The following is a 12,248-nucleotide window of genomic DNA, read 5'->3' on the forward strand; positions in this document are numbered from 1 at the left end:
GAACCTCAGGCCACGATGGCTACGACAGGAGCCGCGTCCCCGACCTCGGTGCCCTTGCAGGTGACCTGGAAGCTCAGCCCCTTGACGTCCGACAGCGATGACATGGCGAAGGGGAAGTCCACCTGGAACGGGCTCGTACCCGGCACGTTGATGTGGGCCTGCCGGGCGACCCCGGAGGTCAGATCCTGGCCCGTGGTGCCGGCGTCGTCGATCAGGAGGAACTCGTAGTCCTCCATGTCGGGGCTGACGAGGCCGGTGTTGAACTGGCCCATCATCCGGGTGCTGGCACCCGGCAGGTCGTTGAAGCTGAACCGTCCGGTGATCTCACCCGAGAAGTCGGCGGATGCCGTGGCCATACTGCTGCTCCCTTGATCGAACCCGTCCAGACCGCGCTCCTGGCGGTCGCGTGAGAGCCCAGCTGACTCACCGTCAGGTCGTCCCGACACCTCATAACCAAGGCTTGACCGAACCCGAACCCGAACCCGAACCGGCCCGACCCGGCCCGACCCGGCCCACGGCCACGGCCACGGCGCAGGAAGGTGGCGGCGTAGACGGCGCTCGCGGTAGCCATGATCGCGAAGCTCGGCGGCAGCTTCGGCAGCTCGGCGCTGAGCAGCAGGCCCGCCCACATCTCCCCCACCGCGAGGCAGGCCGCGAGCGCGAGCGCCCGGAACGGACGGTCCGTCAGCCGGATCGCGGCCCCGGCCGGGGCGGCGAGCAGCCCGAGCAGCAGCAGCGAGCCGACGGCCTGGGTGGCTTCGGCCGCGCAGGCGCCGACCAGGGCGAGGAAGCCGAAGCCGAGCAGCCGCACGGGGACCCCGCGCGCCGCTGCGACGGCCTCGTCCAGGGTGGCGAAGAGCAGCGGCCGGGCGATCAGCAGCAGCATGGCGCAGATCGTGACGGCGATGGCGACGGCGAGCAGGGTCTGACTACCGTTCAGGCCGAAGATCGAGCCGAACAGCACGGTGGTGCCGGCGCCGCCCTGGACCCCGCTGCGGGAGGTGGTGTAGCGGGTGAGGAAGAAGGCGCCCAGGCCGAGGATCCAGGCGAAGACACTGCCGATGGCCACGTCGTCCGGGCGGCCCCGGCGACCGACACCGCCCATCAGCAGTCCCACGCCGATGGTGGCCGCGAACAGGCCGAGCCGCAGGTCGTAGCCGCCGGCCAGGGCGGCCATGGCACCGGTGAACGCGACGTGGCTGAGCGCGTCGCCGGTGAAGATCTGGGCGCGCAGCACCAGGAAGTACCCGACCAGGCCGGCCGCCAGCGCGATGAAGGTGCCGGCCAGTAGGGCGTGTTGGAGGAAGGGCTGGGTGAGGGCGTTCACGCCGTGCCTCCGATCGGGAACGAGGATCCCCGCCTCCGGGACCTGCGGGCGCGGGATCCACCGGCGCGGGATCCACCGGCGCGGCCGCGCGCCTCGCCCAGGATCCGCACGAGGTGGGCCAGCAGGTAGCCGGCGAAGGCGATGCCGGTGACGAAGAAGCCGAGCGGGTAGGGCTGGTAGTAGGCGGCGATCAGGCCCAGCCAGCAGCAGGCGAGTCCGACCAGTGCGGCCAGTGCCAGGCTCAACCCCGGCCGGGCAGTGAGCTGTTGGGCAGTGGCGGCCGGTATCACCATCAGCGCGAAGACCAGCAGAGTACCGGTGATCTGGCTTGCCCCGGCCGTCGCCGCGCCCAGCAGCACCAGGAACAGCGCGGACAACAGCCGCACCGGCACCCCGCGCCCGGCCGCGACCTCGGGGTCGACGGTGGCGAAGAGCAGCGGACGGCCGATCACCGCCAGCACGGCGAGCACGATCACGCCGACCACCGCCAACACTGTGACCTGGCCGGTGGTGATTCCCAGGAAGCTGCCGAAGAGCAGTGCGGTGGGCCCCTCCAGCAGGCCCTTGTACAGGCTGATGAACAGGTATCCGCAGGCCAGCGCGAAGGCCTGGACCGTCCCGGTGACGGCGGACTCCTCCGCGCCCGCGTCGCGGCCCTTGCGTCCGAGCGCGGCGATCACCAGGGCGGTGGCCACACAAAAACCGAAGTAGCCGAGGCTGGTACTGAGGCCGAGCAGGATCGCGAGCGAGGCGCCCGGGAAGGCGGCGACGGACAGGGTGTGCCCGGCGAAGGTCTGGCGGCGCAGCACCATGAACCAGCCGACGACCGCGCAGACCAGTGCGACGATCGCCCCGGCCCGGCAGGCGTTGACCATGAAGGGGTACGCCCACATCTCCTGGAGGTCGGTGAAGAGGTTCCAGGAGAAGGCAGGTGACGGGGCGTCAGCCAGCAGCACGGCCGCCACCTCCCGTGCCGTGCTCGGGGTGGGCACCGCGCCGGTCGCTGTGCAGCGCCGGCGCCTCGGGTTGGCCGACCACGACCAGTCGCCGGTCCGAGGTCCGCAGCACCTCGATCGGCGTGCGGTACAGCCGGGTCAGCGTCTCGGAGGTGATCACCTCGGCGGGCGTGCCGGCCGCCGCGCCACCCCCGGCGATGTACACCACCCGGTCCAGGTGGTGGAGTATCGGATTGACGTCGTGCGCGACCATCACCACGGCCACGCCCTCCTGACGGCAGATCCGCCCCAGCAGCCCCGCCACGGCACTCTGGTTGGGCAGGTCGAGGCTGTCCAACGGCTCGTCCAGCAGCAGCAGTCGGGGCCGACGCACCAGTGCCTGGGCGATCAGCAGCCGCTGCTGCTCACCGCCCGAGCACTGCCCGATCGGCCGGTGCGCGTAGCCGCTCGCACCGACCAACTCGACGACCTCCTCGACCCGGTCACGGGCGGCTCGGCGTTTGACACCGCCCAGGCCCGGCACGGGGATCCCCCACCGGTCCCCGTCGAGGCCGAGCCGCACCACATCGACCCCGCGCACGCGCAGGCTCGGGTCGAAGCTGCGCCGCTGCGGCAGGTAGCCCACCCGGGCGCCGCCGTGGCCGGGCGGGGCGCCGAGCACCCGTACCTCCCCGGCCGCCGCGGGCAGTACGCCGAGCAGCACCTTGACCAACGTGGACTTGCCGACCCCGTTGGGGCCGAGCACGGCGGTGAACTCCCCTGCCCCAACGGTGAGATCGACACTGGACCAGAGAGTCCGCCCGCCCACCCGCACAGCCGCACCGCGCAGCGACAGCACCGGTTCTCCCGATGCGACGGTGGGCGCGGGGATCTCGGTCACGGTGCTGCTCACTTGCCGGTCGCCTGCTTCAACGCGTCGGCGATGCCCTGCAGTTCGGCGCTCTGCCAGTCCTGGAAGGTGGCGCCGGCGGGGGTCAGGGTCTCGGTGACGGTGGCGACCGGGATGCCCTGCGCCTTGGCGGCGGCGACCTGCGCGGCGACGTCCGGCGTGGAGTTCTGCGAGTTGTAGACGTAGACCTTGATCTGCTTGCCGCTGATCTGCTGGTCGATGGTCGCCTTGTCGGCGGCGGTGGGGTCGGTGCCCTCGCTCATCGCGTCCAGGAAGGACTCCGGGGTGAGCATCTTCAGGCCCAGGCCCTCGGCGAGCGGGGTGACGATCGACTCCGAGCCGCCGATCGGGGTGCCCGCGTACTTCGTCTTGATGTCGGATATCAGCTGGTTGTACGCGGCGAGGGTCTTGGTCTCGAAGGTGGTCTTCTGGGTGTCGAAGTAGGCCGCGTCGGCGGGGTCGGCCTTCTTGTAGTCGGCGGTGATCTGGTCGATCACCTTGCCTACGCTCTCGGGCGAGTACCACTGGTGCGGGTTGTCGCCCTCCTTCTTGCCCAGCAGCTCGCCGACCTTCAGCGCGGTACGGCTCGGCGCCGGGTTCGCGGCGAGCAGCTTGTCCGACCAGGCGTCGTAGCCGATCCCGTTGGTGATCACGTAGTCCGCGCTCGCCACCGTGCGGCCGTCACCGGCGGTCGGCTCGTAGGAGTGCGGGTCGGTGTCGGGACTGGTGATGATGCTCGTGACCTTGACGTGGTCGCCGCCGAGCTGGCCGGCGATGCTGCCCCAGAAGTTCTCCGCAGCGGTCACCTGGAGCACCCTGCCACTGCCGGAGGAGCCGGTCGCGGCGCCTGCCTTGGGCGTGGCGGAGGTGGAGCACGCACTGGTGGCCGCGAGGGCGACGAGAGCGGCAGCGCCCAGCGCGAGCCGGACGGGGTGTCTGCGGGCGGAACGGGACAGGACGACGCGCATGGCGTGGGTGCTCCTCAACTGACCTTCGAGCCCCTGTGGCGGGGCCCGTCTCGGTGGATGACAAGAACGCTAATCGGGAATGATTTTCAACACCAGATCGATCGTGGCGGAGATGACAATCATTACCAAACCTTGACCGGGAAGCCCCGGGCCCGCTCCGGGCTCAGGACGGGACGGTCAGCAGACCGCGCCCGTAGGCGCGGACCAGGCTGCGCGGCACCAGGTGCTCGCGGCCGTCCACGGTGATCGGCACCAGCTGCGGCGCGCTCGCCTTCCACTGGGCCCGGCGGTGCCGCGCGCCCTCGCGGACCAGCGCGGCATCGATGTTGATCTCGCTCATGTCGTTGACGATGACCGCGACCCGCATCCCGTCCCGGTTGTTGAGGAGGTGGTTGAGCAGCGTGGTCTTGCCCGCACCGAGGAAGCCGGACAGCACGGTGACCGGGAGGCGACCGCTCAGCGGCCGGCTCGCACGGTGCTGGTGTCGCACGGACCCCGGTCGGAGATGGACATCTTGATCACAGTTCGCTCTTCCTGGAGAGAGTTGGGGTGCGCGTCAGGCGACAACGGGATCGAGCAGTTCCTCGAAGGCGTCCGGCAGGGCCTTCCAGCCCGCTTCACCGGCCGCGACTTCGGCGTCGGTGAGCAGGCAGGAGTCGAGCAGGGCGGTGATCCCGTCGGTGTCCAGCCCGTGGGCGGTGAAGCTGAGTTGCTGCACCCGGTCGCCGTGCACCGGGTCCCAGTCGAGTGCGGCGGCGGCCCGCCGGGCGGGCGGGTAGAGCTCCCAGACCGCGTCGGGCAGGCCGACCAGCCAGGGACCGCACTCCTCCACCGCCAGATTCGCGCCGGCCGCGTCCCAGGCAAGCATCAGGCCTGGGCGGTTGGCGAGCCAGAAGCGGCCACGGCTGCGCTGGGCGGCCGGGACCAGCTGGTCCAGCGCCTCGAACAGCCGCTCGGGGTGCAGCGGTCGGCGGCGCTCCCAGACCAGGGTGGCCACCCCCGCTTCGTCGGCCGCCTGCGGCAGCAGGGCCAGCGCCGGGTTGACCCGGTCCCGCGCGGCCGCCACGTCGAAGCCCGCCCGTGCCGCGCCGACCAACGCTCCGCCGCCGAGACGGACGAACCGGGCGGTCGGGTGGAGCTGGCGCAGCATCGCCAGGCCGGCGTTCAACTCGGCACTGCCGGCGGCCTCCTGGGTGTGCGCGACGGCCAACACGCTCGCGTACTCGATCTGGTGGGACAGCGCCTCGGCGAGGGTCCGGTCATCGTCCGTACAGGTGTGCAGGTGGTGCTCGAACAGCTGGTCCGAGACCGAGAGTTCCGGCACGATGCGCAGCGGGTCGACGGCGGTGACCACGCCGACCACGTCCAGCACCTCGTGCATGCAGCGGTCGCCGGCCTCGCCGCCCGCGATGACCTCGACCAGGGGATGCGGGTCGCTGCCGCCCCACAGCTCCACCACTGCCAGGCGATGGCTGCCCGCCTCGGCGATCTTCAGGAGTTCGGGCAGCAGGTCCTCGCGCAGCGCGCAGCACGGACAGTCGTTGGTGAGCGGCAGCTGGGCTTGGCCGAGCAGGCCCGAGGCGTCCTGGACCCGCCGGTGCACCCGACTCTCGTCGGCCGCCGTCAGGTCGTGGTGCAGGAGCACCGCGCCCTCGCAGCTGTCCAGCAGTTCCAGGACGGCTTGGCGGCGTGCGGCCTCGTGCAGGCCGCCGACCACCACCACGGGCAGCAGGCTGGATTCGGGCACCGTTCTTCCTTCCTCGGGGTCAGGGGAGGTCGCGTCCCGGATCGCACGGACCGGGACAGTGGCACGGTCCGGGACGCGACCGGCTTGGGAGGTGTTACCAGCTGGCCTTGCGGACGCCCGGCAGGAATCCGGCATGAGCCTGCTCCCGCAGGCCGATCCGGGAGAGGCCGAAGGCGCGCAGGTAGCCGCGGGGCCGGCCGTCGACCGCGTCGCGGTTGCGGATCCGGGTGGCGCTGGCGTCGCGCGGCTGGCGCTGCAGCTCGGCCTGGGCGGCGACGCGGGCCTCGGGTGCGGTCGCGGGCGAGGCGATCAGGCGCTTCAGCTCGGCCCGGCGCTCGGCGTACCGAGCCACCACCAGCCGGCGCTGCTCGTTCTTGGCGATCTTGCTGCGCTTGGCCATCAGACCCGCCCGCCCCGGGCCCGCACGACGGCGACGGCCTTCTCGATGCCGAGTTTGTCGACGGTCTTGATGCCCTTGGCGCTGAGCGTCAGGCGGACGACCCGGCCCTCGCTCGGCAGCCAGTAGCGCTTGGTCTGGATGTTGGGGTCGAAGCGGCGCCTGGTGCGCCGGTGCGAATGGGAGATGGCGTTGCCGAAACCGGGCTTGCGACCGGTGAGCTGGCAGTGGGCAGACATGGCGACTCCGTGCCGGTGAAGACAGCGACGGCAGACGGGACCGGCCCATGGGAATGCCGCCGCTGCCGCGAACGTTGAGCCGACAGTACACTAGATGAAAACGAAAACCATTACGTTATGGTGAGCCCTGTGGCGTCACAGCAAACCCGCACGGCAACACCGGCCAGCACCGCGTACCAGCACCAGCACCAGCACCAGCACCCGAAAGGACCCCGACCCCGATGGCCCGCAACGACCTGCGCCCGATCATCAAGCTCCGCTCCACCGCCGGGACCGGCTACACGTACGTGACCCGCAAGAGCCGCCGCAACGACCCCGACCGCTTGGTGCTGCGCAAGTACGACCCCACCGCCCGCACCCACGTCCTGTTCCGCGAAGAGCGCTGACCGACCCCGCCGACCCCTCCAGGAGGAACCCCATGAAGTCCGGCATCCACCCCGCCTACCGCCCCGTCGTCTTCCGCGACAAGGCCGGCGACCTCGCCTTCCTCACCCGCTCGACAGCGACCAGTGACAAGACCGTCGAGTGGCAGGACGGCAACACCTACCCCGTCATCGACGTCGAGATCTCCTCCGCCAGCCACCCCTTCTACACCGGCAACGCCCGCGTCCTGGACACCGCCGGCCGCGTCGAACGCTTCCAGCGCCGCTACGGCCTGGCCAACTCAAAGCCCGGCACGGCGAGCTGACCACACGTCAGTCGAGGAACCATGAAAGCGGTCGCCGATCAGGCGGGCTGCCACAGCTCGACCCGGTTGCCCTCCGGATCGGTGACCCACCCGAATCGACCGACGCCCGCCATCTCCTGCGTGTCCTCGGAAACGTCCGCTCCCTTGGCACGCAGTTGCGCGAGCATCGCATCCAGGTCGCGGACCCGGAAGTTGAGCATGGTCTGCTGGGCGCGCGACCCGAAGTAGTCGGTCTCGGACTCGAAGGTCGCGAAGACCGTCGGCCCGGCCTCCTGACGCCACAGGCCGTTCTCATCGGCGTCCAGGCCCAGGCAGTCGCGGTACCACGCGCTCAGGGCGGCCGGGTCGGCGGCTCGCATGAAATGTCCACCGATGCCAAGCACACGTTCCATGCCGCCATCCTGCCAGGGCGGCGAGCGGGCGGACGGGCACCACACTGGGCTTCTGACGAGATGGCCACCAGTTCCGGTTGGGGCAGCCGACCCACCACCCGCCGTCCCTGGTGATCCATCCGCCGACTGACCTCAGAAGTCATGTCATTTGGGCAGTGTTGGTGGTACCGGAAGCTCCGGTACGTCCGCAGGAATGAGATGCCTTCTTAATCGAGTGCGAGAGTCCCGGTCCGGGTGATACAAGGTCTGCGTGACTGAGCATCTCTACTTCCCCTCCCTGCTGCGGATGATTGACGAGCGGTCCGCCGCGTTCCGCGCCGCCGTCGCCGCAGCCCCCAGCCTCGACGCCGACGTCCCGTCCTGCCCGGGCTGGACGCTGTACGACCTGGCGAACCACCTCAGTGAGGGGGACCGCTTCTGGGCCTACATCGTGCTGAACACCGCGTCGGGCGACGAGCGGCCGAGCAAGGACGGGCTGGCGGCGCCCAGGGAGCGCGAGGCCCTCATAACCTGGCTGGCCGACTCGACGGAGCAGCTGCTTACTGCTCTGCGCGAGGCCGGCCCGGACCGGGGCTGCTGGGCCTGGTGGGAGCCGCTGGCCTCGCCGCACACGGTGGCCGCCGTGGCCCGCCGCCGCGTCCCGGAGTCGCTGATCCACACCTACGACGCCCAGTTGGCCTCCGGTACCCCGCAGGAGCTGCCGACGACCGAGGCGGTCGACACCATCGAGGAGTTCCTCGCCACCGTCTGCACCGTCACGGTCCCGTGGCCGGGCGAGCCCGCCACCATGGACTACCACGCAGCCGAGGCCGGCTCCTGGCGCCAGACGCTGGACGCCGCCGGTTCCCGCTTCACCCGCCTCACCGCGGCGGAGGCCGCCGAGAGCAAGCCCACCGCCGCCATCTACGGCACGGCGAGCGAGATGGCCCTGCTCATGTACATGCGCATCCCGGCCGGCTCGCTGCGGATAGAGGGCGACGCCGACCTGCTCCAGCAGCTGCAGGACTGGGACTAAGAAGGCATCTCATTTGGTGAGTCCTTCGGGTGCAGATGAGGGCTGCGGCGATGCCGGCGAAGGCGGCGAAGGCGGCGAAGTGGTCGGCCTTGCGCTCGTAGCGGCGGTGGAGCCGGCGGAAGCCGCCGAGCCAGGCGGTTCACGGTGCGCTCGATCACCCATCGGTGCCTGCCGAGCCGTTGGGAGGAGTCGATGCCTCGGCGGGCGATGCGGGCCGGGATCAGGGCCTGGCTGTCGTGGACGCTGGCCCCGGAGATCGCGAGCGACAGGGGTAAACCGGTGCGTTCGGTGCGTAGGTGGATCCTTGACCCGTACTTGCCCCGATCGACAGGGCTTAATTCCGGTGCGAGGCATCCAGCCCGCCCGCACAATGACCGCCATGACATGGGACGGCTTGATCCAGCTGGGCGACGGGGACGTATGGGCAGCGGACAGTGGGGGTGACGGGCCGCCCCTGGTACTGCTGCACCCTGGGGTGGGCGACTCGCGGATCTGGGACCGACTGTTGCCCGAACTCACCGCGCACTACCGGGTGATCCGCTACGACGTGCGCGGCTACGGCCGCTCGCCGCAGCCCACTGCGGCCTACTCGATGCTGGCCGACCTGCACACGGTGCTGGACTACTTCGGGCTCGACCGGGTCCACCTGGTCGGGTGCAGCATGGGCGGCGGGTCGGCGCTCGGGTTCGCACTCCAGCAGCCCGAGCGAGCGGAGTCGCTGGTGCTGTTGTGCCCCGGTGTGCCCGGTTTCCCATGGCCGGCCGAGCCGGAGTCGGACGCCGAGTACGACCGGCTGGTGGCCGCCGGCGACCTGGACGGGCTGACCGCCTACGGCCTGCGCGAGTGGGCGGCGGCCGGCGCGGACGAGGCGGCGGCCGCCCAGTTGCGCTCCGCCGCCCGGGCCTGGCCCGGCGAGGACGTCCACCAGCAGCCGGACCCGCCGCTCTACGACCGGCTCGGCGAGCTGTCGGCCCTGCCCGCGGTGGTGCTGGTCGGCGACCGCGACCGCCGCCCGGCGATCGACTGCGCCGAGCAGACCGCTGCCCGGATCGGCTGCGAACTGGTCCGGCTGCCCGGCGTCGACCACCTGCCGCCGCTGCGGGCGCCCGGCGCGATCCTGCGGGTGATCGGAGCGGTGGCCGCCCGATGACCGCGCCGTATCGCCAGCGCCGCGCCGCGTAGACCGTCGACACCTTGAGTCGTTCCACACTCGGCCGAGCTGACGCACCGTCAGATGTAGCGCCGTCACGGAAGGTACACGCGGGGTACGTCGGGCCCGATCCGGGTCACGATCTCGTAGGCGATCGTGTTCGCGGCCCGCGCCCAGTCCTCCGCGGTCGGCTCGCCGTGCTCTCCGGTGCCGAAGAGCACGACCTCGTCGCCGGCCCCCGCCGCGCTGTCCCGCAGATCGATGACGAACTGGTCCATGGCGATGCGGCCGACCGCCGGGTAGTGGCGACCGGCGACCGACACCGACGCGGCCCCGCTGGCGTGGCGCGGGATGCCCGCGCTGAAGCCGACGGGGACGAGGCCGAGCGTGGTCGGCGTATCGGTGCGATGGTCGTGGCCGTAGCCGACGCCGTGTCCGGCGGGGACCCGCTTCACCGAGGCCAGCGGGGCCACCAGCGTCATGACCGGGCGCAGGCCGAAGGACGCGGCCGTGCCGTGTTCCGGTGCCGGGGACAGGCCGAACAGTGACAGGCCCGTGCGCACCAGGTCGAAGCGGGTCTCGGGCAGGAGCAGGGTGGCGGCCGAGTTGGCCAGGTGCCGGACCTCCAGATCAGCGCCGGCCCGTTCGGCCGCCTCCACCGCGTAGCGGAACGCCTGGACCTGGGCGTTGACCGAAGGATGCGCGGGGTCGTCGGCGCAGGCGAGGTGCGACCAGACGCCCACCACCTTCAGCAGCCCGTCGCTCTGGGCAGCCATGGCGGCGCCCAGCAGTGACGCCCAGTCAGCGGGGGCGCAGCCGTTGCGACCGAGTCCGGTGTCGGCCTTGAGGTGTATTCGGGCGGTGCGTCCCACCCGTGCCGCGGCCTCGGACACCTTGTCGAGATCCCACCGTCCGCTGACCGAGATGTCGATGTCGGCCTCGATCGCTTCGGCGAACGGTCCCGCGGGGGTCCACAGCCAGCAGAGCATCCGGCCTTCCACCCCAGATCGGCGCAGGGTCAGGGCTTCGCGGGGCGTCGCGGTGGCCAGCCAGTCGGCGCCGGCCCGTTGGGCGGCCAGTGCGCAGGGGATCAGCCCGTGACCATAGGCGTTCGCCTTCACCACGGCCATGACCGCGGCGGTTCCCGCCCGCCGCTGGAGCACCTCGACGTTGCTCCGCAGGGCCCGCAGGTCGATGCGCGCCTCCGGACCGGAAGGCAGCGGGCTGTCGGTGTGCGGGGTGCCGCTCATGCCTCACCTCGTAGGTCGCAGTGCCCGGGCGGGGGCGGATGTGATGGCACCTCAGCACCGGCGAGACTTTGTTTTACCAAGGAGAGGCTTGGAAAGTCCAACCACCGTCTCGCGGTGCCGGCCCGGTGCACGTCTGGGCGACCAACCTGCGTTCAACCAACTCGGCCGACTACTTCGTCCACCAGCAGGACGTCACGCCGACCAACGGCTCCTACACGCTCACCCTGCAGCCCGGCTACGTCTACACGGCGAGCACCACCACCGGCCAGGGCAAGGGCGCCGCGACCCCGCCGGCGCCCGCGCCGCTCAACCTGCCGCACTCGGACTCCTTCGACACCCCGGCCGCGTGCGATCGTCTGGACCTGCAACGGCGGCGCCAACCAGCGGTGGACCCTGCCGTAACGGGACGGCGTGGTGAGCGGTCGGCCCACGGCGGCGCCGACCCCTCACCACCGATCAGGCACGGCAGCGCAGCATCTCCAGCGGCGGGTGCGCGAGGGCGTCCGCCCAGAACTCCTCACCGAACTCGCGGATGCCGGCCTCGGAGATCTGCAGCGGCACCCACTCGAGCTCACTGAACCCGGCCCCGCGCAGCGACTCCTCGTAGACCTCGCGGCGCGGGGCCGCACCGACGATGCTGATCGGCTGCGGGTCGAGGAGCGCCGTGACCCGCACCCGCGGACCGACCTCGATCTCCTCGCCGGTCGGCTCGCAGCGGAAGCCGTACTTGTCCAGGGACGGACAGTCGAACCGGTAGTCGGGGTTCTGCGCGAAGACGAAGAACTCCCCACCCGGCACCAGGTTCTGGTGGACGTTGCGGCACATCCGCTGCATCGCCGCGATGTCCTCGGCGTAGTTGAGGCACTGCACGGCCAGTGCGATGTCGAAGCGCCGGTCGAGCGGCCGCAGTTCGGCCACGTCACCGACCTCGTAGCTCAGCCCGAGCGGGTCACGCCGCTCGATCTCCCGCGCGACGGCGATCATCTCGCCGGAGATGTCGACGCCGAAGACCTCGGTGGCGCCGCGCCGCTTGACCTCCCGGCTGTAGAAACCGGTGCCGCAGGCCAGGTCGAGAACGGACTTGCCGCGCACCTCGCCGACCATGCCCAGGAAGCTCGGCACCTCCCCGAAGCGGATCAACGGCAGGGACTTGAACCCCTCGAACGCCTCGCCGATCTCGTCATACTGCTGCACGCTCATCTGACGCCCCCTCTTGTCCTTCGTCGCGTA

General features: G+C 71.1%; 16 protein-coding genes and 1 pseudogene. 4 read left to right on the plus strand and 13 right to left on the minus strand.

Annotated elements, in window-relative coordinates; translation table 11 throughout:
• Positions 1 to 5: 5 nt before the first annotated feature.
• The 9 genes from BR98_RS12250 to rpmB form a co-directional block, all read right to left on the minus strand.
• Positions 6 to 356 carry a hypothetical protein gene (locus tag BR98_RS12250; RefSeq protein ID WP_035844329.1) on the minus strand — a complete coding sequence of 117 codons (351 nt, stop codon included), beginning with the start codon at positions 354 to 356 and terminating at the stop codon, positions 6 to 8.
• Complete coding sequence (locus BR98_RS12255; protein WP_083976517.1) at positions 272 to 1,327, minus strand: metal ABC transporter permease; 1,056 nt, start codon at positions 1,325 to 1,327, stop codon at positions 272 to 274. Before BR98_RS12255 ends, BR98_RS12250 begins: the two co-directional genes overlap by 85 nt.
• On the minus strand, positions 1,324 to 2,283 hold the full coding sequence (locus BR98_RS12260; RefSeq protein ID WP_232247380.1) for a metal ABC transporter permease: 960 nt from the start codon (positions 2,281 to 2,283) through the stop codon (positions 1,324 to 1,326). Before BR98_RS12260 ends, BR98_RS12255 begins: the two co-directional genes overlap by 4 nt.
• Positions 2,270 to 3,175, minus strand: a complete 906-nt coding sequence (locus BR98_RS12265; protein ID WP_051969699.1) for a metal ABC transporter ATP-binding protein — start codon at positions 3,173 to 3,175, stop codon at positions 2,270 to 2,272. The genes BR98_RS12260 and BR98_RS12265 overlap by 14 nt, the downstream gene beginning before the upstream one ends.
• On the minus strand, positions 3,172 to 4,140 hold the full coding sequence (locus BR98_RS12270) for a metal ABC transporter solute-binding protein, Zn/Mn family (protein ID WP_035844331.1): 969 nt from the start codon (positions 4,138 to 4,140) through the stop codon (positions 3,172 to 3,174). The genes BR98_RS12265 and BR98_RS12270 overlap by 4 nt, the downstream gene beginning before the upstream one ends.
• 163 nt (positions 4,141 to 4,303) lie before the next feature.
• The gene (locus BR98_RS42535) at positions 4,304 to 4,630 is read right to left on the minus strand and encodes a GTP-binding protein (protein ID WP_035844333.1); all 327 of its coding nucleotides are present in this window, start codon (positions 4,628 to 4,630) and stop codon (positions 4,304 to 4,306) included.
• A gap of 66 nt (positions 4,631 to 4,696) precedes the next feature.
• On the minus strand, positions 4,697 to 5,887 hold the full coding sequence (locus tag BR98_RS12280; RefSeq protein ID WP_035844336.1) for a CobW family GTP-binding protein: 1,191 nt from the start codon (positions 5,885 to 5,887) through the stop codon (positions 4,697 to 4,699).
• Positions 5,888 to 5,981: 94 nt separating this feature from the next.
• A complete protein-coding gene (gene rpsN / locus BR98_RS12285) occupies positions 5,982 to 6,287 on the minus strand; it encodes a 30S ribosomal protein S14 (protein WP_035844337.1) in 306 nt (101 codons plus the stop codon).
• Positions 6,287 to 6,523 carry a 50S ribosomal protein L28 gene (rpmB, locus tag BR98_RS12290; RefSeq protein ID WP_035844338.1) on the minus strand — a complete coding sequence of 79 codons (237 nt, stop codon included), beginning with the start codon at positions 6,521 to 6,523 and terminating at the stop codon, positions 6,287 to 6,289. Before rpmB ends, rpsN begins: the two co-directional genes overlap by 1 nt.
• Positions 6,524 to 6,744: 221 nt before the next feature.
• On the opposite strand from rpmB, the gene rpmG reads away from it, so the two are divergent.
• Positions 6,745 to 6,909 (plus strand): 50S ribosomal protein L33, encoded by a 165-nt coding sequence (gene rpmG / locus BR98_RS12295; protein WP_035844340.1) that lies wholly within the window; start codon positions 6,745 to 6,747, stop codon positions 6,907 to 6,909.
• A 32-nt stretch (positions 6,910 to 6,941) separates the two neighbouring features.
• The gene (locus BR98_RS12300; RefSeq protein WP_035844342.1) at positions 6,942 to 7,211 is read left to right on the plus strand and encodes a type B 50S ribosomal protein L31; all 270 of its coding nucleotides are present in this window, start codon (positions 6,942 to 6,944) and stop codon (positions 7,209 to 7,211) included.
• A 38-nt stretch (positions 7,212 to 7,249) separates the two neighbouring features.
• On the opposite strand, the gene BR98_RS12305 is transcribed toward BR98_RS12300, so the two are convergent.
• The gene (locus BR98_RS12305; RefSeq protein WP_035844344.1) at positions 7,250 to 7,603 is read right to left on the minus strand and encodes a VOC family protein; all 354 of its coding nucleotides are present in this window, start codon (positions 7,601 to 7,603) and stop codon (positions 7,250 to 7,252) included.
• A 250-nt stretch (positions 7,604 to 7,853) separates the two neighbouring features.
• On the opposite strand from BR98_RS12305, the gene BR98_RS12310 reads away from it, so the two are divergent.
• Entirely contained in the window at positions 7,854 to 8,618 is a 765-nt protein-coding gene (locus BR98_RS12310; RefSeq protein WP_035844345.1) for a maleylpyruvate isomerase family mycothiol-dependent enzyme, read from the plus strand.
• A gap of 22 nt (positions 8,619 to 8,640) precedes the next feature.
• Here the strand turns inward: BR98_RS12310 and BR98_RS40230 are convergent.
• Positions 8,641 to 8,953, minus strand: a pseudogene (locus tag BR98_RS40230) (IS5/IS1182 family transposase); the annotation flags it as partial.
• A 44-nt stretch (positions 8,954 to 8,997) separates the two neighbouring features.
• Between BR98_RS40230 and BR98_RS12315 the strand changes: the two are divergent.
• Positions 8,998 to 9,768: an alpha/beta fold hydrolase gene (locus BR98_RS12315; RefSeq protein WP_035844346.1), complete on the plus strand. Its 771-nt coding sequence runs from the start codon at positions 8,998 to 9,000 to the stop codon at positions 9,766 to 9,768.
• 95 nt (positions 9,769 to 9,863) lie between these two features.
• Here the strand turns inward: BR98_RS12315 and alr are convergent, their stop codons facing one another.
• Together alr and BR98_RS12325 are read right to left on the minus strand one after the other, a co-directional pair.
• Positions 9,864 to 11,018 carry an alanine racemase gene (alr, locus tag BR98_RS12320; protein ID WP_051969700.1) on the minus strand — a complete coding sequence of 385 codons (1,155 nt, stop codon included), beginning with the start codon at positions 11,016 to 11,018 and terminating at the stop codon, positions 9,864 to 9,866.
• Positions 11,019 to 11,474: 456 nt separating this feature from the next.
• Positions 11,475 to 12,218 carry a class I SAM-dependent methyltransferase gene (locus BR98_RS12325; protein WP_035844348.1) on the minus strand — a complete coding sequence of 248 codons (744 nt, stop codon included), beginning with the start codon at positions 12,216 to 12,218 and terminating at the stop codon, positions 11,475 to 11,477.
• Positions 12,219 to 12,248: the final 30 nt, after the last annotated feature.

The organism is Kitasatospora azatica KCTC 9699 (genome assembly GCF_000744785.1).
Taxonomy (GTDB): domain Bacteria; phylum Actinomycetota; class Actinomycetes; order Streptomycetales; family Streptomycetaceae; genus Kitasatospora; species Kitasatospora azatica.

Bases quoted from the DNA above. Each gene is read 5' to 3' on its own strand.
- BR98_RS12315 (WP_035844346.1), top strand. From the start codon at position 8,998: ATGACATGGGACGGCTTGATCCAGCTGGGCGACGGGGACGTATGGGCA.
- alr (WP_051969700.1), bottom strand. From the start codon at position 11,018: ATGAGCGGCACCCCGCACACCGACAGCCCGCTGCCTTCCGGTCCGGAG.
- BR98_RS12305 (WP_035844344.1), bottom strand. From the start codon at position 7,603: ATGGAACGTGTGCTTGGCATCGGTGGACATTTCATGCGAGCCGCCGAC.
- rpmB (WP_035844338.1), bottom strand. From the start codon at position 6,523: ATGTCTGCCCACTGCCAGCTCACCGGTCGCAAGCCCGGTTTCGGCAAC.
- BR98_RS12250 (WP_035844329.1), bottom strand. From the start codon at position 356: ATGGCCACGGCATCCGCCGACTTCTCGGGTGAGATCACCGGACGGTTC.
- BR98_RS12300 (WP_035844342.1), top strand. From the start codon at position 6,942: ATGAAGTCCGGCATCCACCCCGCCTACCGCCCCGTCGTCTTCCGCGAC.
- rpmG (WP_035844340.1), top strand. From the start codon at position 6,745: ATGGCCCGCAACGACCTGCGCCCGATCATCAAGCTCCGCTCCACCGCC.
- rpsN (WP_035844337.1), bottom strand. From the start codon at position 6,287: ATGGCCAAGCGCAGCAAGATCGCCAAGAACGAGCAGCGCCGGCTGGTG.
- BR98_RS12270 (WP_035844331.1), bottom strand. From the start codon at position 4,140: ATGCGCGTCGTCCTGTCCCGTTCCGCCCGCAGACACCCCGTCCGGCTC.
- BR98_RS12325 (WP_035844348.1), bottom strand. From the start codon at position 12,218: ATGAGCGTGCAGCAGTATGACGAGATCGGCGAGGCGTTCGAGGGGTTC.